Annotated in this window: 16 protein-coding genes; 12 read left to right on the plus strand and 4 right to left on the minus strand. The window is 64.9% G+C overall.

Annotation, left to right across the window (positions count from 1 at the left end):
• The first annotated feature begins 51 nt into the window (after positions 1-51).
• From rplL to rpoC, 3 genes are all read left to right on the plus strand, one after another.
• Positions 52-426 (plus strand): 50S ribosomal protein L7/L12, encoded by a 375-nt coding sequence (rplL, locus tag ACEN9Q_RS27265; RefSeq protein ID WP_056439748.1) that lies wholly within the window; start codon positions 52-54, stop codon positions 424-426.
• A 281-nt stretch (positions 427-707) separates the two neighbouring features.
• The gene (gene rpoB / locus ACEN9Q_RS27270; RefSeq protein ID WP_056439750.1) at positions 708-4,817 is read left to right on the plus strand and encodes a DNA-directed RNA polymerase subunit beta; all 4,110 of its coding nucleotides are present in this window, start codon (positions 708-710) and stop codon (positions 4,815-4,817) included.
• 221 nt (positions 4,818-5,038) lie between these two features.
• On the plus strand, positions 5,039-9,289 hold the full coding sequence (gene rpoC / locus ACEN9Q_RS27275) for a DNA-directed RNA polymerase subunit beta' (protein ID WP_056439753.1): 4,251 nt from the start codon (positions 5,039-5,041) through the stop codon (positions 9,287-9,289).
• A 78-nt stretch (positions 9,290-9,367) separates the two neighbouring features.
• Here rpoC and yfcF read toward each other — a convergent pair whose 3' ends face one another.
• Entirely contained in the window at positions 9,368-9,985 is a 618-nt protein-coding gene (gene yfcF, locus ACEN9Q_RS27280; RefSeq protein WP_056439868.1) for a glutathione transferase, read from the minus strand.
• 200 nt (positions 9,986-10,185) lie between these two features.
• On the opposite strand from yfcF, the gene ACEN9Q_RS27285 reads away from it, so the two are divergent.
• Complete coding sequence (locus ACEN9Q_RS27285; protein ID WP_495626674.1) at positions 10,186-10,746, plus strand: cysteine hydrolase family protein; 561 nt, start codon at positions 10,186-10,188, stop codon at positions 10,744-10,746.
• Here ACEN9Q_RS27285 and ACEN9Q_RS27290 read toward each other — a convergent pair.
• Positions 10,721-11,041: a hypothetical protein gene (locus ACEN9Q_RS27290; RefSeq protein WP_495626675.1), complete on the minus strand. Its 321-nt coding sequence runs from the start codon at positions 11,039-11,041 to the stop codon at positions 10,721-10,723. The two genes, ACEN9Q_RS27285 and ACEN9Q_RS27290, sit on opposite strands and share 26 nt — an antisense overlap.
• 174 nt (positions 11,042-11,215) lie before the next feature.
• On the opposite strand from ACEN9Q_RS27290, the gene sodC reads away from it, so the two are divergent.
• The 3 genes from sodC to ACEN9Q_RS27305 all read left to right on the plus strand — a co-directional run bounded on the left by sodC (position 11,216) and on the right by ACEN9Q_RS27305 (position 13,179).
• A complete protein-coding gene (sodC, locus tag ACEN9Q_RS27295; RefSeq protein ID WP_056439762.1) occupies positions 11,216-11,746 on the plus strand; it encodes a superoxide dismutase family protein in 531 nt (176 codons plus the stop codon).
• A gap of 156 nt (positions 11,747-11,902) precedes the next feature.
• Positions 11,903-12,907: a hypothetical protein gene (locus ACEN9Q_RS27300; protein ID WP_495626676.1), complete on the plus strand. Its 1,005-nt coding sequence runs from the start codon at positions 11,903-11,905 to the stop codon at positions 12,905-12,907.
• 131 nt (positions 12,908-13,038) lie between these two features.
• A complete protein-coding gene (locus ACEN9Q_RS27305) occupies positions 13,039-13,179 on the plus strand; it encodes a hypothetical protein (protein WP_495626677.1) in 141 nt (46 codons plus the stop codon).
• Between the two features lie 21 nt (positions 13,180-13,200).
• Here ACEN9Q_RS27305 and ACEN9Q_RS27310 read toward each other — a convergent pair whose 3' ends face one another.
• Together ACEN9Q_RS27310 and ACEN9Q_RS27315 are read right to left on the minus strand one after the other, a co-directional pair.
• Entirely contained in the window at positions 13,201-13,398 is a 198-nt protein-coding gene (locus ACEN9Q_RS27310; RefSeq protein WP_157201800.1) for a hypothetical protein, read from the minus strand.
• Positions 13,399-13,476: 78 nt separating this feature from the next.
• Complete coding sequence (locus ACEN9Q_RS27315; RefSeq protein WP_162251819.1) at positions 13,477-14,145, minus strand: energy transducer TonB; 669 nt, start codon at positions 14,143-14,145, stop codon at positions 13,477-13,479.
• A gap of 261 nt (positions 14,146-14,406) precedes the next feature.
• Between ACEN9Q_RS27315 and ACEN9Q_RS27320 the strand changes: the two genes are divergently transcribed.
• From ACEN9Q_RS27320 to ACEN9Q_RS27340, 5 genes are all read left to right on the plus strand, one after another.
• Complete coding sequence (locus ACEN9Q_RS27320; protein ID WP_229412640.1) at positions 14,407-15,057, plus strand: response regulator; 651 nt, start codon at positions 14,407-14,409, stop codon at positions 15,055-15,057.
• Between the two features lie 44 nt (positions 15,058-15,101).
• Positions 15,102-16,079, plus strand: a complete 978-nt coding sequence (locus ACEN9Q_RS27325) for a hypothetical protein (protein ID WP_495626678.1) — start codon at positions 15,102-15,104, stop codon at positions 16,077-16,079.
• Entirely contained in the window at positions 16,076-17,659 is a 1,584-nt protein-coding gene (locus tag ACEN9Q_RS27330) for a sensor histidine kinase (protein ID WP_082547847.1), read from the plus strand. The genes ACEN9Q_RS27325 and ACEN9Q_RS27330 overlap by 4 nt, the downstream gene beginning before the upstream one ends.
• Positions 17,660-17,720: 61 nt before the next feature.
• On the plus strand, positions 17,721-19,409 hold the full coding sequence (locus tag ACEN9Q_RS27335; RefSeq protein ID WP_495626679.1) for a M14 family zinc carboxypeptidase: 1,689 nt from the start codon (positions 17,721-17,723) through the stop codon (positions 19,407-19,409).
• 40 nt (positions 19,410-19,449) lie between these two features.
• Complete coding sequence (locus ACEN9Q_RS27340; protein ID WP_495626680.1) at positions 19,450-21,123, plus strand: PQQ-dependent sugar dehydrogenase; 1,674 nt, start codon at positions 19,450-19,452, stop codon at positions 21,121-21,123.
• Positions 21,124-21,341: the final 218 nt, after the last annotated feature.

Genomic DNA, 21,341 nt, shown 5'->3' on the forward strand with positions numbered 1-21,341 from the left:
CCTGCCTTTTTGGTCAAGTACTAACTACACAACATATATTTGGAGTTTCAAATGGCAATTAGCAAAGAAGAGTTCCTGGACGCAGTTGGCGCAATGTCGGTCATGGAACTGAACGACCTGGTCAAGGCTTTCGAAGAGAAGTTCGGCGTGTCGGCAGCTGCAATGTCGGCACCGGCAGCTGGCGGCGGCGCCGCTGCAGCAGCTGTTGAAGAGCAGACCGAATTCAACGTTGTGCTGACCGAAGTCGGCGCGAACAAGGTCGGCGTCATCAAGGCCGTCCGCGAAATCACCGGCCTGGGCCTGAAAGAAGCCAAGGACGTCGTTGACGGTGCACCGAAGACCGTCAAGGAAGCCCTGCCGAAAGCTGACGCTGAAGCCGCCAAGAAGAAGCTGGAAGAAGCTGGCGCCAAGGCCGAGCTCAAGTAATACATATGCAAAGGGCGCTGGAAACAGCGCCCGGCGCCGGAGTCAAAGCGCGCAGATCCCCGCCGGAAGGTGGGGTATGCGGCTTTGGCTCTTTTGTCGTCCCTACGACAACTACGCGGCACCCCTGTTTTAGAAGCACCGCAGCACAGCATTATCGTAACACAGCAGCACCGGTTCCTAATCACCCGGCGGAATGCGGCGAGATTTGAGGCCTTGCATGTGGTTGCTTAACCACTGGCAATTCCTGAATTCTCATCCTTTCTGTCACTCACGGAGTGTCCATGCACTACTCATTTACTGAGAAGAAACGCATTCGCAAGTCGTTCGCGAAGCGCGCCAACGTTCACAACGTTCCCTACCTCCTCGCTACGCAGCTGGAGTCTTACGAGAATTTCCTGCAGGCGGACGCTGGGCCCTCCGCACGCAAGAACGAAGGTCTGCAATCGGCTTTCACCTCCATCTTCCCGATCGTGTCGCACAACGGTTTTGCGCGCCTCGAATTCCTCTCTTACGTACTGGGTGACCCCGCTTTCGACGTCAAGGAATGCCAACAACGCGGCCTGACCTTCGCGTCGCCGCTGCGCGCCAAGGTGCGTCTGGTGATCCTGGACAAGGAATCGCCGACCAAGCCGGTCGTGAAGGAAATGAAGGAACAGGAAGTGTACATGGGCGAACTGCCGCTCATGACCGCCAACGGCTCGTTCGTGATCAACGGCACCGAACGCGTGATCGTCTCGCAGCTGCACCGTTCGCCGGGCGTGTTCTTCGAGCACGACCGCGGCAAGACGCACTCGTCGGGCAAGCTGCTGTTCTCGGCACGTATCATTCCTTACCGCGGCTCGTGGCTGGACTTCGAGTTCGACCCGAAGGACATCCTGTTCTTCCGCGTCGACCGCCGCCGCAAGATGCCGGTGACGATCCTGCTGAAAGCCATCGGCATGACGCCGGAGCAGATCCTCGCCAACTTCTTCGTGTTCGACAACTTCAACCTGCGCTCGGAAGGCGCGGAGCTGGAATTCGTGGCCGAACGCCTGCGCGGCGAAGTCGCGCGCTTCGACATCGTCGATCCGAAGTCGGGCAAGACGCTCGTGACGAAGGATAAGCGCATCAACGCCAAGAACGTGCGCGACGTCGAGACCGCCGGCATCACCCACATCTCGGTGCCGGAAGACTACCTGATCGGCCGCGTGCTGGCGAAGAACGTCGTCGACGGCGACACCGGCGAGATCATCGCCAACGCCAACGACGAGCTGACCGACGAGCTGCTGGGCAAGCTGCGCGATGCCAACATCGACGCGATCCAGACGCTGTACACCAACGACCTGGACCAGGGCGCGTACATCTCGCAGACCCTGCGTACCGACGACACCGCCGACCAGACCGCGGCACGTGTCGCGATCTACCGCATGATGCGTCCTGGCGAACCGCCGACCGAGGAGTCGGTGGAAGCGCTGTTCCACGGCCTGTTCTACAGCCCGGAGCGCTACGACCTGTCGGCCGTGGGCCGCATGAAGTTCAACCGCCGCATCGGCCGCGACGAGCTGGTCGGCGACATGACCCTGTCGAACGAAGACATCCTGGCCGTGATCAAGATCCTGGTCGAGCTGCGCAATGGCCGCGGCGAAGTCGACGACATCGATCACCTGGGTAACCGCCGCGTGCGTTGCGTGGGCGAGCTGGCCGAAAACCAGTTCCGCGCCGGCCTCGTGCGCGTGGAGCGCGCCGTCAAGGAACGCCTCGGCCAGGCCGAAGCGGACAACCTGATGCCGCACGACCTGATCAACAGCAAGCCGATCTCGGCCGCGATCCGCGAATTCTTCGGTTCGTCGCAGCTGTCGCAGTTCATGGACCAGACCAACCCGCTGTCGGAAATCACGCACAAACGCCGTGTCTCCGCACTGGGCCCGGGCGGCCTGACCCGCGAGCGCGCCGGCTTCGAAGTCCGCGACGTGCACCCGACCCACTACGGCCGCGTCTGCCCGATCGAAACGCCTGAAGGCCCGAACATCGGCCTGATCAACTCGCTGGCACTGTTCGCCCGCCTGAACGAATACGGCTTCCTGGAAACCCCGTACCGCAAGGTCGACGGCTCCAAGGTCACCGACAAGATCGAATACCTGTCGGCGATCGAGGAAGGCCGCTACATCATCGCCCAGGCGAATGCCGCGATCGACGCGACCGGCACGCTGGTCGACGAGCTGGTGTCGGCACGTGAAGCCGGCGAAACGATCCTGGTCTCGCCGGAACGCATCCAGTACATGGACGTGGCCCCGGGCCAGATCGTGTCGGTCGCAGCGTCGCTGATTCCGTTCCTCGAGCACGATGACGCGAACCGTGCACTGATGGGCGCCAACATGCAGCGCCAGGCCGTGCCTTGCCTGCGTCCGGAAAAAGCCTTCGTCGGTACCGGCATCGAGCGCACCGTGGCGGTCGACTCGGGCACGACCGTGCAGGCGACCCGTGGCGGTACCGTCGATTACGTCGATGCCGGCCGCGTGGTGATCCGCGTGAACGACGACGAAGCGCAGGCTGGCGAAGTCGGTGTCGACATCTACAACCTGATCAAGTACACCCGTTCGAACCAGAACACCAACATCAACCAGCGTCCGATCGTGAAAGTGGGCGATCGCGTGGCACGCGGCGACGTCATCGCCGACGGCGCCTCGACCGACCTGGGCGAGCTGGCACTGGGCCAGAACATGCTGGTGGCGTTCATGCCGTGGAACGGCCTGAACTTCGAGGACTCGATCCTGATCTCGGAAAACGTCGTCAAGGATGACCGCTACACCTCGATCCACATCGAGGAACTGTCGGTCGTCGCGCGCGACACCAAGCTGGGCCCTGAAGAAATCACCCGCGACATCTCGAACCTGGCGGAAAACCAGCTGGCTCGCCTGGACGAGTCGGGCATCGTCTACATCGGCGCCGAAGTGCAGGCCGGTGACGTGCTGGTCGGTAAAGTGACGCCGAAGGGCGAAACCCAGCTGACCCCGGAAGAGAAGCTGCTGCGCGCGATCTTCGGCGAAAAAGCGTCGGACGTGAAGGACACCTCGCTGCGCGTGCCGTCGGGCATGGTCGGTACGGTGATCGACGTGCAAGTGTTCACCCGCGAAGGCATCGTGCGCGACAAGCGCGCCCAGCAGATCATCGACGACGAGCTGAAGCGCTTCCGCCTGGACCTGAACGACCAGCTGCGTATCGTCGAAGGCGACGCGTTCCAGCGTCTGGAGCGTCTGCTGGTCGGCAAGACCGTCAACGGCGGTCCGAAGAAGCTGGCCAAGGGTGCCGTGATCGACAAGGCCTACCTGGACGACCTGGACAAGTTCCACTGGTTCGACATCCGCCCGGCCGACGACGAAACCGCCAACGCACTGGAGGCGATGAAGGAGTCGATCAACGAGAAGCGCCACCAGTTCGACCTGGCCTTCGAAGAGAAGCGCAAGAAGCTGACGCAGGGCGACGAGCTGCAGCCGGGCGTGCAGAAGATGGTCAAGGTCTACCTGGCCGTCAAGCGCCGCCTGCAGTCGGGCGACAAGATGGCAGGCCGCCACGGTAACAAGGGTGTGGTCTCGCGTATCGTGCCGGTGGAAGACATGCCGTTCATGGCCGATGGTACCCCGGCCGACGTCGTGCTGAACCCGCTGGGCGTGCCGTCGCGTATGAACGTCGGCCAGATCCTGGAAACCCACCTGGGTTGGGCAGCGAAGGGTCTGGGCCTGCGCCTGGGCGAAATGATCAAGGCCAAGGCGGAGACCGAGCAACTGCGCGCCTTCCTGGGTAAGATCTACAACGAAACGGGCAAGAAGGAAGACCTGGACAACTTCAGCGACGAGGAAATCGTCGAACTGGCGAACAACCTCAAGAACGGCGTGCCGTTCGCGACCCCGGTGTTCGACGGTGCGCACGAAGAAGAAATCCGCCGCATGCTGGACCTGGCCTTCCCCGACCCGATCGCGAAGCACCTGGGCATGACCCCGTCGAAGAACCAGGTCACGATGTTCGACGGCCGCACCGGCGAAGCGTTCGAACGCAAGGTGACCGTGGGCTTCATGCACATGCTGAAGCTGCACCACCTGGTCGACGACAAGATGCACGCGCGCTCGACCGGTCCGTACTCGCTGGTGACGCAGCAGCCGCTGGGTGGTAAAGCCCAGTTCGGCGGCCAGCGCTTCGGTGAGATGGAGGTGTGGGCACTGGAAGCGTACGGCGCATCGTACGTGCTGCAGGAAATGCTGACCGTCAAGTCGGACGACGTGAACGGCCGTACCAAGGTGTACGAGAACCTGGTCAAGGGCGACCACGTGATCGACGCGGGTATGCCGGAATCGTTCAACGTGCTGGTGAAAGAGATTCGTTCGCTGGGTATCGACATCGATCTCGAGCGTAACTAAGACAGCAGCACGGCCGCCAGCCTTCGGGCTGGCCCGCGACCTCAACATCGTCGTTCCCGCGCAGGCGGGAACCTAAGTTCGGCGGATCAGCCGAAAAACTTGGATCCCCGCCTGCGCGGGGATGACGGTTTTAAGGAATGTGGTTCCAGCAAGCACTGGCGAAAATCAGTGAGAAGCTGGCGGTAGAAGTAGATACAGAATTCAATCACCCGGAGTGATAAATGAAAGCACTGCTCGATCTATTCAAGCAAGTTCAGCAAAACGAGAGCTTCGACGCCATCAAGATCGGCCTGGCGTCGCCCGAGAAAATCCGTTCGTGGTCGTTCGGCGAAGTCAAGAAGCCGGAGACCATCAACTACCGTACGTTCAAGCCGGAACGCGACGGCCTGTTTTGCGCCAAGATCTTTGGTCCGATCAAGGACTACGAATGCCTGTGCGGCAAGTACAAGCGCCTGAAGCACCGCGGCGTCATCTGCGAGAAGTGCGGCGTCGAAGTCACCCTGGCCAAGGTGCGCCGTGAGCGCATGGGCCACATCGAGCTGGCCTCGCCGACCGCGCACATCTGGTTCCTGAAGTCGCTGCCGTCGCGTCTGGGCATGGTCCTGGACATGACCCTGCGCGACATCGAACGCGTGCTGTACTTCGAAGCGTACGTCGTGACCGATCCGGGCATGACGCCGCTGAAGAAGTGCCAGATCATGTCGGAAGACGACTACGCCGCCAAGTACGAAGAGTACGGCGACGATTTCACCGCATTCATGGGCGCCGAAGGCATCCGTGAACTGCTGCGCTCGATCGACATCGACCGCGAGGCCGAAGCCCTGCGCGTCGAGCTGAAGGAATCGAAGTCGGAAGCGAAGATCAAGAAATACGCCAAGCGCCTGAAAGTGCTCGAGGCGTTCCAGCGTTCGGGCATCAAGCCGGACTGGATGATCATGGAAGTGCTCCCGGTCCTGCCGCCGGAGCTGCGTCCGCTCGTCCCGCTGGATGGCGGCCGTTTCGCGACGTCCGACCTGAACGACCTGTACCGCCGCGTCATCAACCGTAACAATCGCCTGAAGCGCCTGATGGAACTGCGCGCGCCGGAGATCATCACGCGCAACGAAAAGCGCATGCTGCAGGAAGCGGTCGACTCGCTGCTGGACAACGGCCGTCGCGGCAAGGCGATGACCGGCGCCAACAAGCGTCCGCTGAAGTCGCTGGCTGAAATGATCAAGGGCAAGGGCGGCCGCTTCCGTCAGAACCTGCTGGGCAAGCGCGTCGACTACTCGGGCCGTTCGGTCATCGTGGTGGGTCCGCAGCTGAAACTGCACCAGTGCGGCCTGCCGAAGCTGATGGCCCTGGAACTGTTCAAGCCGTTCATCTTCAACAAGCTGGAACTGATGGGTCTCGCGACCACCATCAAGGCCGCGAAGAAGCTCGTCGAGCAGCAGGAACCGGTCGTCTGGGACATCCTGGAAGAAGTCATCAAGGAACACCCGGTCATGCTGAACCGTGCGCCGACGCTGCACCGTCTCGGTATCCAGGCGTTCGAGCCGGTCCTGATCGAAGGCAAGGCGATCCAGCTGCACCCGCTGGTCTGCGCGGCGTTCAACGCCGACTTCGACGGCGACCAGATGGCAGTCCACGTCCCGCTGTCGATCGAAGCCCAGATGGAAGCCCGCACCTTGATGCTGGCCTCGAACAACATCCTGTTCCCGTCGAACGGCGAACCGTCGATCGTGCCGTCCCAGGATATCGTGCTGGGCCTGTACTACGCGTCGCGCGAGGCGATCAACGCCAAGGGCGAAGGCATGATGTTCCCGGACGTGTCGGAAGTCATCCGCGCGTACGACAACAAGGAAGTCGAACTGGCAACCCGCATCACCGTGCGTATCGTGGAATTCCCGCGTAACGCCGAAGGCGGTTTCGACCAGACGCTGACCCGCTACGAGACCACGGTCGGCCGTGCGATCCTGTCCGAGATCCTGCCGAAAGGCCTGCCGTTCTCGGTGCTGAACCGCGCGCTGAAGAAGAAAGAGATCAGCAAGCTGATCAACACGTCGTTCCGCAAGTGCGGCCTGCGCGCGACCGTCGTGTTTGCCGACAAGCTGATGCAGTCGGGCTTCCGCCTGGCGACGCGTGCCGGCATCTCGATCGCCGTCGACGACATGCTGATCCCGGACGTCAAGAAGGGCATGATCGCGACCGCCGAAGCGGAAGTGAAGCAGATCGAACAGCAATACTCGTCGGGTCTGGTCACGGCCGGCGAGCGTTACAACAAGGTCGTCGACATCTGGGGCAAGACCTCGGACGAAGTCGGCAAGGCGATGATGGACCAGCTCAAAGTCGAGCCGGTCACGAAGCGCGACGGCACGCAGGGCACGCAAGAGTCGTTCAACGCCATCTACATGATGGCCGACTCGGGCGCCCGCGGTTCCGCAGCCCAGATCCGCCAGCTGGCCGGTATGCGCGGCCTGATGGCGAAGCCGGACGGCTCGATCATCGAAACGCCGATTACCGCGAACTTCCGCGAAGGCCTGAACGTTCTGCAGTACTTCATCTCGACGCACGGCGCCCGTAAAGGTCTGGCCGACACCGCGCTGAAGACCGCGAACTCGGGTTACCTGACCCGTCGCCTGGTCGACGTGACGCAGGACCTGGTCGTGACGGAAGACGATTGCGGCACCTCCAACGGCACGCTGATGAAGGCGATGGTCGAAGGCGGTGAAGTGATCGAAGCCCTGCGCGACCGTATCCTGGGCCGCGTGGCCGGTAACGACATCGTCAATCCGGAAACGCAGGAAACCCTGTACGAAGCCGGCACGCTGCTGGACGAAGACATGGTCGAAGAGATCGAGCGTCTGGGCATCGACGAGGTGAAGGTCCGCACGCCGCTGAACTGCGACACCCGTTACGGCCTGTGCGCGAAGTGCTACGGCCGCGACCTCGGCCGCGGCATGCTGGTCAACTCCGGCGAAGCCGTCGGCGTCGTGGCTGCGCAGTCGATCGGTGAGCCGGGTACCCAGCTGACCATGCGTACGTTCCACATCGGTGGTGCGGCATCGCGTGCGGCGGTGGCATCGTCGGTCGAAGCCAAGTCGAACGGTACGGTCCGCTTCACGGCGACCATGCGTTACGTGACCAACGGCAAGGGCGCCCAGATCGTCATTTCGCGTTCGGGCGAAGTGCTGATCACGGACGACCACGGCCGCGAGCGCGAGCGTCACAAGGTGCCGTACGGCGCGACCCTGGCTGTCCAGGACGGCATGGTGGTGAAAGCCGGCCTGCCGCTGGCGACGTGGGACCCGCTGACCCGTCCGATCATCACGGAATACGGCGGCACGATCAAGTTCGAGAACGTGGAAGAGGGCGTCACCGTCGCTCGCCAGGTCGACGACGTGACCGGCCTGTCGACCCTGGTGGCGATCGACCCGAAACGCCGCGGTTCGGCCAGCAAGGTCCTGCGTCCGCAGGTCAAGCTGCTGAACGAACAAGGCCAGGAAGTCAAGATCGCCGGCACGGAACACGCCGTGACGATCGGTTTCCAGGTCGGCGCGCTGATCATGGTGAAGGACGGCCAGCAGGCATCGGTGGGTGAAGTGCTCGCACGTATCCCGACCGAATCGCAGAAGACCCGTGACATTACCGGTGGTCTGCCGCGCGTTGCCGAGCTGTTCGAAGCCCGTTCGCCGAAAGATGCGGGCATGCTGGCGGAAGTCACCGGTACGGTCGCATTCGGTAAAGAGACCAAGGGCAAGCAGCGCCTGGAAATCACCGACATGGACGGCAACAAGCACGAGTTCCTGATCACCAAGGACAAGCAAGTGCTGGTGCACGACGGCCAGGTGGTGAACAAGGGCGAGATGATCGTGGACGGCCCGGCCGATCCGCAGGACATCCTGCGCCTGCTGGGTATCGAAGCGCTGGCCCGCTACATCGTCGACGAAGTGCAGGACGTGTACCGTCTGCAGGGCGTGAAGATCAACGACAAGCACATCGAGGTGATCGTTCGCCAGATGCTGCGCCGCGTGCAGATCGTCGAAGCCGGCGACACCGACTACATCGTCGGCGAGCAGGTGGAGCGTTCGGAACTGCTGGAAGAGAACGACCGCGTCACGGCCGCAGGCAAGCTGCCGGCGACCTACGAGAACGTCCTGCTGGGTATCACGAAGGCATCGCTGTCGACCGACTCGTTCATCTCGGCCGCATCGTTCCAGGAAACCACCCGCGTGCTGACCGAAGCGGCGATCATGGGCAAGCGCGACGGTCTGCGCGGCCTGAAGGAAAACGTCATCGTCGGCCGCCTGATCCCGGGCGGTACGGGTCTCGCCTTCCACCGCGCCCGCAAGGAGAAAGAAGCGTGGGAAGCCGAAGAGCGCGCAGCGCTGCTGCAGCAGGAGAAGGCCAACATGGCTGCCGAACTGCAGGCGATGGAAGACCAGCAGCAGGCTGCGGCTTCGGTCGAGCAGCATCACGGCGACGGCGAGTAATTGCTTCAGTCGTAGCGTAAACAGCTGATGAAAACGGCACCTCGAGGGGTGCCGTTTTTTTTTTGAGATGCCGTTCGATCAGAGCGGAGGACGCGCCAGGTTCACCCATGCCTGAACCGACGCTCGTTCCCATTGCCTTTTCGCATAGTCAGCGAGCCGCACCGGTACGGCATCGCCATTCAGGACAAGACGGTTCAACATCAATGCGAGATCCACGTCCGCGATACACCAAGTGTCAAACAAGTGTTCGCGGCCCGGTGCCAGCAGCCTGTCCGCAGCGTCGAACAGCTTTTGCGCGGCTTGCCCGGCGGCGATGGAAAGAGGCGCATCGGACGGGCGATAAAAGAGGACTTCCGTCGAACGTTCCTGCCGTATCGGCAGCAGATCGCTTCTGAGCCACGCCTGGATTTGTCGGGCTCGTGCTTTCGCTTTGGGAGCGGCGGGATACAGCGCAACACCCGCATGTATCTCATCGAGATATTCGGTGATCGCCGAGGACTCGGACAACGAAAAGTCGCCCTCGATCAGAGTGGGTACGCGCTGCGTCAGCGACGTGACGGCGTAATCGGGCATGTGGTTTGCGCCCGCTCCCAGATCGAGCGTTTGCATATCGAAAGAGATATTTTTTTCCTTGAGTCCGACAAAAACGGACATCGCGTAGGGACTGGCGTATTGGGCGTCGACGTAGAGAAGCATGAAGGTCCTTGGGCACCGCGGGTAGTGTTGTTGGACCGACAACGATAACACTAGAGCGTTTTTCATGCACGCCACGTCCAGGTGCTTGCCGATTACGAACTGCCGGACCGCTACCGCCCGTCCAGGCTGCGCAGCTTCATCGATGTTATTCTGGCGCATTTCGGCGAAGCGGTGCCAGCCACCGATTACGCGAGAACGCCATGATCGCCCTGCTCATCATCGACATGCAAAAAGGCATGCTCAGCCCGACCCTGCCGCCCCGGAACAACCCGCAGGCGGAAGACAACATCGCCCGCCTGCTGGCCGCGTGGCGGGAGCGGGATCAACCCGTCGTGCTCGTGCGCCACATCAGCCGCGCGCCGACGTCGGTCTTTGCGCCCGGCCAGAGCGGCGCCGAATTCCAGGAACGCTTTATGCCGCTGGCGCACGAACACGTCGTCGAAAAGAACGTCCCGGATGCCTTCATCAATACCGGGCTCGAACGGTGGCTGCATGCGCGCGGCATCCGCCACGTCGTCATCGCGGGTGTGAGCACGAACAATTCCGTCGAGGCGACGGCGCGCACGGCGGGCAACCTGGGGTTCTCGACGACCGTCGTGGCGGATGCCTGCTTTACGTTCGACAAGGCGGACTTCGGCGGCACGCTGCGCAGCGCCGAGGATGTCCACCTGATGGCGCTGGCGAACCTGCACGGCGAGTATGCCGAGGTGCGCGCGACCGATGACGTCCTGGCCGTCAGTCCCGCCGCAACCGCGACTTGACCCGCGCCATCACGTCCGCGAACCGCTGCTCGACAGATTGACCCGGCGTCCTGAGCCAGGCGTCGATCGCCGGTTGGCGATAAAAATTCGGGGCCGATGTTTCGTAGCGGAGGAATTGCATGATCGCCTCGCTGTCCGTGAACCCCAATACCACGGCATGGGCATACGCGCGCTCGAGCCGGTCCAGCAGGCCGCCGTCGGCGGCAAGCTCGGGATGCGCCTCGATGAGGTTGTTGTGAACTTCCTGGATGTACTGGTGTTCGTCCGGCAGGTCCGGTTGTGCGGGCTCAAGCATGTTGTCTCCTCACCGTCGTGGCAGCAGCCACGGACCCGCCATTGTTCCCGCAGAGCCCCCGATCTTCGTTGCGTCACCTCAAGCTTCCGATCCCGTTCACCTTGATCAATTTTTATCGAATACACTATCCCCGCGACACATTCCCAACCTGAAAGAACCCTGAAAGGAGACGGCATGACTTTGAAATCGCTCATCGCACTCGCATGTGCGCTCACCGCAGCCGCCGGCGCCCACGCCGCCGACCAGTTGCACGCCCCGATGACCCTGGTAAGCGCCGACGGCACCGGCAAGATGATCGGCAGCGTGACGGTTACCGAATCCTCGAACGGCCTCGTGTTCACGCCCAATCTGACGAGCCTGCCGCCGGGCGCGCACGGCTTCCACGTGCACGAAATCGCCAGTTGCGGCGCCAACGAAAAGGATGGGAAAAAGGTCGCGGCCGGTGCGGCCGGCGGGCACTTCGATCCGACGGCGTCCAAGCACCATGCCGGCCCGTCCGGCGACGGTCACCTGGGCGATTTGCCGGCGCTCGTGGTGTCGGACAACGGCGGGGCACGCACGGCGGTGACGGCGCCGCGCCTGACCAGGCTGTCCGAGGTGAAGGGCAAGGCCCTGATGATCCACGCCGGCGGCGATAATTTCTCGGATCAACCGAAACCGCTGGGCGGCGGGGGCGAGCGCATCGCCTGCGGCGTCATCCAGTAACCGGACGACTCGCGAGCCCGGGCCGGACAATCCCGGGCGATCGTCCGGCCGCCGTCCCGGCGCAAGATGGCGCAGCAGGTTGACATCCATTGTCATAACGATCAGTATTGGCCGCGCTTTACGTTACCGTCCTTTCACTCAGCCGACAGCCGACCCGTGGCCCGCAAAAAGAACAGCCGTCAATGGGCCCGCCTGCGCATCCTGTGCTACGCGGGCCTGGACCTGATGACGATCGTCCAGGATGCATTTGCCCTCGTGCGCGAGCTCATTCCGAACGGCTGCGCCGAGCTGGCGCTGCGCGTCGCGCCGGCCGCAACGTCGCCGCTGGCCGGGAGCGATGCGGCCTATGTGCCGGTGCTGCCGCCGCCCAGCGGCTATGCGTTCCGCGACTACGCCGGCTTCACCGCGCCGGGCACGCCCGCGCTGCATACGCTGCAGGTGCCGCTCGCGCACGACGGCCGCCAGGCAGGAGACATCACGCTGTGGCGCCACGAGGAGCCGCCGTTCGGCCGCCACGACGAGGAAGACCTGCAGCGCGTGGCGGCGTATTTCGACCACGTGCTGCGCAACGCGCCCGAACTGGCGACCGGCGGCGCCGGCGTCGTCGAGGACGAGGCCATGCTGCTGGCCACCGTCGACGGCCAGATCCTGTATTTGAGCGATTCGGCCGGCGCGCTGCTCGACCAGCTGGCCGCGCAGGAACGCCAGGTGTTCAATCGCCGCACCTTGCCGCCGTTCTGCCTGCGCCTCGTGGAATCCGTGGCGCACGGCGACCGTTATCCGTGGCTGCTGCCGCTCGGGACGCTCGCCATGGCCGGCGGCGTGCTGGAAGCGCGCGCCCAGTGGATGAGCGCCGGCGGCGCGGCGGCCCTCCATGCCGACGACCCGGCCTATATCCGCACGGTCGGCATCTTCATGAAGTTTGTCGTGCCGCTGCCGCTGCGCATCTGGCGCGCGCTCGGCGCCGTCGAGCTGTCGCCGCAGCAGGCCGAGGTGGCGTTCTGGATGGGCGTCGGCGGCGGCCGCGAATCGGCGCGCGCCAACATGGAAGTCAGCGACGCCGTGCTGCGCGACTGCGTCAAGGCCGTCTACGAAAAATTCGGCTGCTCGTCCGAGGCCGGCTTGCTGGAGCAGCTGCGCCCCGCCGCCGCGCGCATGTGACTCACCCCCCGGGTGGGGCTGGGCCGGCGCGCGTCGCCTTCGTATCATGTTTCCAGGCTCGAAGCAGGGGCCCGGCACAGGCCGGGGCCCTTGCCTGCTTCTTTTACGATACGAACGAACGGGAAACGATCATGAACTTGTCCAGCGTCCTGGCCGCCTATGCGCTGATGGACCCATCGCGGGCGCCAGGACCGGCCAGCCTGGCGTTGATCGTCGTGGGGTTGTCGTTGCTGGGCTATTCGGTCGGAAAGGGATGGCAGCGCGCCGGGTGACGCACCGTCGGCGCACCGGCATCAGCGAAAGCGCAGCACGTCGGCCGGGCGCGGCGCCTGCGCGAGCGCCCCCACGTGCGCCAGCGCGCGACCGGTGCCGTAGCCCGGCAGGAAGGGGCCGGTCGGCACGGGCGCCGCATACGGCTGCAGCGCGAGCCAGGCGAGCAGCAGCGCCAGGCCGCAGGCCGCGCAGACGGCCAATGATGGTGCGTGACGCATCGCGCGTCTCCCGTCGTTCTTATGGTTTTATACAAAAAAAAGCCCGCCGGAGGGAGCGGGCCAAGGAGGGGACAACAACTAGTCGAGCTTCCAGACGAAGGCGAGCTTCGCCCATCCGGCTTCCGCCACGCCGTTGTTCGTGGCGGGTTTGAACTTGCATTGGCTGAGCGCATTGATGGCGGCCCGGTCCAGGTCGCGCGAGCCGCTCGACCGGTCGATGCGCGCCGAACTCACGCGGCCGTCGGGGCCCACCAGCAGGGCCAGCGTCGTGGTGCCCGTGTCGCCCCGGCGCGCGGCGGCGGCCGGATAGTCGGGGAGGGCGCAGCCGTTGGCGTCCGCGAAGACGGCCGTGCGCATCTGGCCGGGGTTGGCGCTGGGCGTGGCCGGCGCTTCCGGCACGGGGTCGGACGGCATGGCCGGGAATGGCGACGGATCCGACGCCGTGGTCGCCTGGACAGGGTCCGGCACCGGCGGCGGGGCGACGTCCACCTCGACCTTCGGCACCACGATATCCGGCGGCGCCAGTTGCTGCGCCGGCTTCGGCGGCTCGGGGGGCGGCGGCGGTGGCGGCCGGTCCGGCTCGATCATGACGAGCACCTGTTCCGGCAGGCTGGACAGCGAAATCTTCTTCGTATTCAGGCTGTGGATGAAAAGCGTGCCGAGGACCACGTGCAGGCCGGCGACGAGGGCGATTTTCGCGGCTTTGCCGTCGGGGCGGTTGCCGCTCGAGAGACTCGTGAATTGCATGGCCATCCTCCTTCTTGTTGTTGCCGGCATTGCCGGACGTAAATCGGAGCGAAGCGGAAAATCCAACGAACAGAACCAATATATGCTATGTCATAGCAATACGTAAAGCGATTTCGTAGCAGTTTGTAATTCCACTTGTGCGCCGCCCCCGTCCGGGCCTGTAGGAAAATGGTCGCAACCCGCCTCGCGCCCATTGCTGTTGTGTGGAATAATCGTCTTTGTGCTTTCGCTTGAAAGCAGAAGTAGCCTGGAGAATCAAACGTGCAGAAAGAGCAAAAGCCGATCCGCGTGATGCTGGCGGACGACCACCCGATCGTGATGACCGGGTTCGCGCTGTCGCTGTCGGCGCAGGGAATGGAAGTGGTAGGCCAGGCCAAGAGCCCGAGCGAAGCGGCCGCGATGTATGCGGAATTCCGGCCGGACGTCGCGGTGCTCGACATCCGCTTCGGCACCGAGCTGACGGGGATGGACGCGGCGCAGAACATCCTCAGGAACGACCCCAAGGCGAAGATCGTGTTCCTCAGCCAGTTCGACCAGGACAGCCTGATCAAGGAAACCTACCGCCTGGGCGCGCACGCCTTCGTCACCAAGGATTGCGACCCGGCCGACCTGGCCGACGCCGTGCGCCACGCGCATGCGGGCAAGCTGTACTTCCTGCCGCAGATCGCGGAGCGCCTGGCCAGCCTGGCCGTGCGCGGCGACGTTTCTCCGCAATCGCAGCTGGACGAGCGCAGCCTGGAGATCTTCAAGCTGATGGCCGAAGGTCTCACCAATATGGAGATCGCCGAGCGCCTCAACCTGTCGACCAAGACCATCAGCAACATCAGCCAGTCCGTGAAGGAAAAGCTGGGGGTGCACCGGCAGGCGTACATCACCAAGCTCGCGGTCAAGCACGGCTTGATCGAGCCCTGAACCGTTTCGTCGCCGTGCTGTCGTCCGTGATCCGGTTTGCAAACTTGGGCTCCCGCCTGCGCGGGAGCGACGGGTATCGAGCGTCGTCCCCGCGCAGGCGGGGATCCGGTTTCCGCGCGCGCATCCGGCGCGGCCTGTTTCTGGCCGCCCTGGCGCTGACCGCCACCGCGCACGCCACCACCACCCACGAGATCAGGCCGGAACCCATCCAGGGCTACCGCTACCAGATCGTCACCACCGACGACAGCGCCATCACGCGCCGCATCGTGGACGACATGGTGCGCCGCCTCGTGCCCGTGTTCGCCGTGTTCCGCACCGAGCTGGCCCAGCACCGGCGCATGCTGTACGTGACCGTCGGCCCGGCCGCGTTGCGCGAGGTCGCGCAGCGCCGCTGCGACTGCGTCGTCATTTCCACGTTCACGTCGAGCCAGGTGGTGCGCTCCATCGTCGGCACCTTGCCGGCGGCGCGCGCCGCGTCGTTCACGGCCGTGTATGCCGAACCGGCGCCGGCCGACCAGCTGCGCCTCGTGGCGCTGCTGTACCGGCGTCCCGTGCGCGTGGCCGCCATCCTCGGTCCGGACACCGCCTTCCTCAAGCCGCTGCTGGAAAGCGAACACGTGAACGTGCTGGAGCCGGACCCGGACGAGGACATCAACCGCCTGCTGACCCAGATCGCCCAGACCGAGGTGCTGCTGGCGCTGCCCGACAGCGCCGTCTACAACACGGAAAACTTCCGCAACATCCTGCTCTCGACCTACCGCCACAAGCAGGGCGTGATCGGCTTCTCGGCCGACATGGTGAAGGCCGGCGCGCTGGCGACGACGTATTCCGAGGTCGAGGACATCAATGCGCAGCTGGCCGAGATCGTGGCCGGCTACGTGGCCGGCGGCGAGCTGCCGCCGCCCCAGTTCCCGCGCTACTTCCACACCATCGTCAACGAGGGCGTCGCGCACTCGCTCGACGTCGAGGTGCCGGACAACGTGCGCAACTTCGCCCGGCCCATGCCGGCGCACCAGCCATGAAGCGGCCGACCGCCCTGCGCGACGCGTCGCTGCGCGCGGCCGCCCTGCGGTCGGCGAAACTGCGGCCCGCGAAGCTGCGGCCCGGCGCCCTGCAGTTCTGGCGCGGCTGGAGCATCGGCCTGCGCATGGCGTTCATCACCATGCTGCCCGTGACCCTGCTGTTCACGTCCTTCGTCTGGTATTCGTGGTACGCGCACCGGGCCCAGGTCGACGAGGAACTGGCGGAACGCGGCCGCATCCTCGCGCGCGCGCTGGCGGAGACGAGCGAATACAACGTCATCTCCGGCAACCTGTCGGACCTGAGCCTGACCATCAATGGCCTCGTGCAGTCGGACAGCAGCGTGTATCGCATCGAAGTCGTCGACATGAACGGCCAGAACCAGGTGTCGGTCGTGTCCGAGCATCCGATCGAGGCCGAGGGCCGCTCGTTCGAGGCGCCGATCCGCAAGCAGGTCGTGTGGATCAACCTGTTCTCGGACAACGGCACGCCGCACGTCTCCGCCTCCAGCGACACGCGCCCGCCGACGCTCACCACGGAAATCGTGGGCCTCGTGCGCGTGACGATGTCGCCCACGAACATGCTGGCCAAGCAGCTGCACCGCTTCCGCGTCGAGCTGGCGATGGCCGCGCTGGCGCTGGCCGCGAGCGGCGCGCTCGCGTACATCCTGGCGCGCAGCCTGACGGTGCCGCTGCGCGAGGCGATTTCCGTGCTGCGGCGCATCCGCGGCGGCAACTACCGCGTGCAGCTGCCCGTCACGACGGGCGGCGAGGTGGGCGAGCTGCAGGCGTCGATCGGCGACATGTCGGTGGCGCTGGACCAATCGAAGCAGGACCTGGAAAACAAGGTGGCCGAGCGCACGCGCGACCTGCTCGCGTCGCGCAACGAGGCGCTGCGCGCCGACGCCGACAAGCGCAAGCTGATCCAGAAGGTCAACAGCATCATCGAGGACGAGCGGAAATCCATCGCGGTCGAGATCCACGATGAACTGAACGCATCGCTGATCGCGGTGCGCCTGGAATCGCAGACGATCCAGCAGCTCGCGGCCAAGGCCACGCCGAGCGAGGAGATCGACCAGGTGCGCGCCAAGGCGCAAGCCATCACCAAGCTGGCGCTGGACCTGTACGCCAACGGCCGCCGCCTGGTGCGCCGCCTGCGTCCGGAAGTGCTGGACATGCTCGGCCTGCACGGCGCCGTCGAGGAGATGGTCAGCCACTACCGCAGCAGCTCCGGCGTGCACTTCGAATTCGAATCGCAGGGCGACTTCTCCAGGATCGGCAACGAGCTGGCGATTTCCGCCTACCGCATCGTGCAGGAAGCGCTGTCGAACATCATGAAGCATTCGGAAGCCGGCTTCGCGCGCGTCAGCCTCACGCTGTCGGACGAGGACGGGGCGCTGCACATCGAAGTGCAGGACGACGGCGAAGGCTTCGATCCGGCCGTGGCGTCGGAAGGCATCGGCATCATCGGCATGCGCGAGCGCGTGTTCGCCCTCGGCGGCAGCATCCACATGCAGTCGCGCCCCGGCGAGGGCACCCTCGTCGCGATCACCCTGCCGCTGAACGACGTGACGACTGCCTGAAAGCAGTCTTCTGGGGTACAGTAGCGACCTCAGTCTTCCACTCGCCAGCAAAACAACCACCATGCTCAACGCATTGCAGACGCCTTTCGAGAAGGGCAACCAGAATCAGACCACGACCTGGTCCGATTGCATCGCCTGGTACGATGACCTTGCACACCAATACCCCCAGGTGCTGCGCTTTTCCGTGGTCGGGACTTCCGACGCGGGCGTGCCGATCCACGCCGGCGTCATCTCGGCCGACGGCGTGTTCGACCGCGCGCAGATCAAGGCGGCGCAACGTCCCGTCTTCTTCAACAACAACGGCATCCATCCGGGCGAACCGGAAGGCGTCGATGCGTGCATGGCGCTCGTGCGCGACTTGTGCCAGCAGCCGGACCGCCTGGCCGCGCTGGGCCGCACCGTGTTCCTGTTCGTCCCGCTGTACAACGTGGACGGCGCCTTCAACCGCGCCAACACGTCGAGGGTGAACCAGGACGGCCCGGAAGCGTTCGGCTTTCGCGGCAACAGCCGCCACCTCGACCTGAACCGCGACTTCGTCAAGTGCGACACGCTGACGGCGCAGACTTTCAATAGACTGTTCACGGAATGGGACCCGGACGTGATGGTCGACACGCACACGTCCAACGGCGCCGACTACAGCTACACGATGACCCTGATCCCGACCCAGGCCGACAAACTGGGCGGAGATCTCGGCGCCTTCCTGCGCGACACCATGCTGCCCGCCCTGTACGCGGACATGGACAAGCGCGGCTGGCCGATGTGCCCGTACGTGAACCCGGTCAAGACGAGCCCCGACGAGGGCATCGCCGATTTCCTCGAGACGGCGCGCTTCTCGACGGGCTACGCGGCGCTGCACGACACGATCGGCTTCATGCCCGAGACGCACATGCTGAAACCGTTCGCCGACCGCTACCACTCGATGCGCGCGCTCGTCGAGACGGCGCTGGACTTCACGACCGCCAACGGCGACAGGATCGTCGCGCTGCGCCGTGCCGCGCGCGCGGCCGGCCGCACGCGCCGCGAATGGCCCGTGCACTGGGCGATGGACGAAGCGCATCCGTCCACCTTCCGCTTCAAGGGCTATGCGGCCAAGTACAAGGCGAGCGTGCTGGGCGACTACCAGCGCCTGTACTACGACCGCAACGAACCGTTCGAGCGCGACATCGCGCACTACAACCGCTTCCCGGCCGACGTCGTCGTCCCGGCGCCCAAGGCCTACGTCGTGCCGCAGCAGTGGCGCGAAGCGATCGAGCGCCTGCGCTGGAACGGCGTCAAGCTCGAACGCGTCGACGCCGAGCGCACGCAGGAGGTGTCCGTGTACCGCATCGCGGACGTGGCGTCGCGGGCGCACGCGTACGAGGGCCACATGTTCCACGACGAGGTGCAGCTGGAGCGCGTGCGCGCGACGGTCGTCATCCGCGCCGGCGACTACATCGTCCCGCTGGCGCAGGACCAGGCCCGCTATGCCGTCGAGACGCTGGAACCGCAGGCCCACGACAGCTTCTTCCGCTGGGGTTTCTTCAACAGCGTGCTGGAAAAGAAGGAAGCGTATTCGGATTACGTGTTCGAGGACGAGGCCGAGCGCATGCTGGCCGCCGAACCCGAACTCGCGGCGAAGTTCGACGCGTGGAAGGCCGCGCATCCCGACCTGCTGCAGGACCAGGGCGTGGTGCTCGACTTCATCTTCGCCAACTGCGCGCGCTGGCGCGAGCCGGAGTGGCGCCGCTATCCGGTTTTCATGATCGACTGAATCGACTGTATCGACTGAACGACCCACGGGAGGGGGAAACATGAACAACAAGATTGCCGCCGCGCTGGCACTGCTGGGTGCCGCATCGATGGCAACGGCCGCGCCATCCGCCGGCCAGACCTATTTCGAGCAGAACTGCGCCAGCTGCCACACGGCGGACGCCGGCATGGGCTCGCGCGCGGGCCCGCCGCTGTTCAACGTCGTCGGCCGCAAGGCCGCGTCGGCGCCGGGCTATAACTATACCGACGCGCTGACCAGGGCCGGCGCCGCCGGCAAGACGTGGACGCGCGCGGAACTCGACATCTTCCTGCGCGACCCGGGCAAGGACGTGCCGGGCACCGCGATGCCGGTCGCGGTGGCCGATGCGAAGCAGCGCGCCGCCGTGATCGACTATCTCGCGGCGCAGAGCGGCAAGACCGCCGCGCCGGCAGCGGCGAAGGCGGCGAGCGGAGAACGCGCCGGCGCCTGGACCGACGACAAGCCGGGCGACGTGCACCACATCACGGTCGACCAGCTGGTCGCGCCGTTCGCCAGCGAGAGCGCGGGGAATGGTCCCAAGCTCGCGAAGCGTCCGGACGGCGTGCTGCCGGCCGTGCCGAAAGGTTTCAAGGTGAGCGTGCTGGCGGAATCCGGCAAGGCGCGCTACGCGCTGCGCGCGCCGAACGGCGACATCATCCTGGCCGACTCGGGCAAGGGCGAAGTCCGCATCCTGCGCCTGGGCAGCGGCGGCGACACGGTGGCGTCAAGCAGCGTGTTCGCGACGGGCCTGTCGCGCCCCTACGGCCTGGCGTTGTGGCCGGCCGCGAATCCCAAATACCTGTACGTGGCAAATGCGAATTCCGTGGTGCGTTTTCCGTACGCGACGGGCGACCTGAAAGCGAAGGGGAATGCCGAGACGATCGTCGACAAGCTGGTCGACGGCATGGGCAACCACATCACGCGCACGCTGGCGTTTTCGCGGGACGGAAAAACCTTGTTCGTGTCCGTCGGCTCGGCCACCAACGTCGCGCAGGGCATCGGCAACAAGCCGCCGCAGCCGCTGGCGCAATGGGAGTCGGAACACGGCATGGGCGCCGCGTGGGGCGAAGAAACCGACCGCGCCACCGTGCTCGCGTTCGACCCCGACGGCAAGCACCGCCGCAACTACGCCAACGGCCTGCGCAACTGCGTCGGCATGTTCGTGCATCCGGACACGGGCGACCTGTATTGCAGCGTCAACGAGCGCGACGAACTGGGCGACAACCTGCCGCCCGACTACGTCACGCGCGTCAAGCGCGGCGGCTTCTACGGCTGGCCGTGGTATTACCTGGGCGCGCACGAAGACCCGCGCCTGAAGGGCATCCGGCCGGACCTGAAGGACAAGGTCACGGTGCCCGACACGCTGATCCAGGCGCACTCCGCGCCGCTGGGCATGACGGTGTACCACACCCCGGCAGGCGCGCGGCACGCGTTCCCGAAAGAGTACGACGGCGACATCTTCCTCGCGCTGCACGGTTCGTGGAACCGCGGCATCCGCACCGGCTACAAGGTCGTGCGCGTGATGATGAAGAACGGCGCGCCGACCGGCCAGTACCAGGATTTCATGACCGGCATGGTGCTGTCCGACCGTGACGTGTGGGGACGTCCGGCCGCGGTGACGGTGGCGGCGGATGGGGCGTTGCTGGTCGTCGATGACGGCGGCGGCGTGCTGTGGCGGATCACACACGACAAATGATGCCGTAGGGCGGGCACCCCGTGCCCGCCAAACCGCCGCGTCAGGCAAACGTTCGGTGGGCTCGGGGAGCCCACCCTACGTGCTACGCGCTTTACCTGGTTTCGGCGATCCAGTCAGGCGCTGTCGAACCGTGGCGGATCACACACGACAAATGATGCCGTAGGGCGGGCACCCCGTGCCCGCCAAACCGCCGCGTCACGCAAACGTTCGGTGGGCTC

Source organism: Massilia sp. Masssp93 (genome assembly GCF_059491295.1).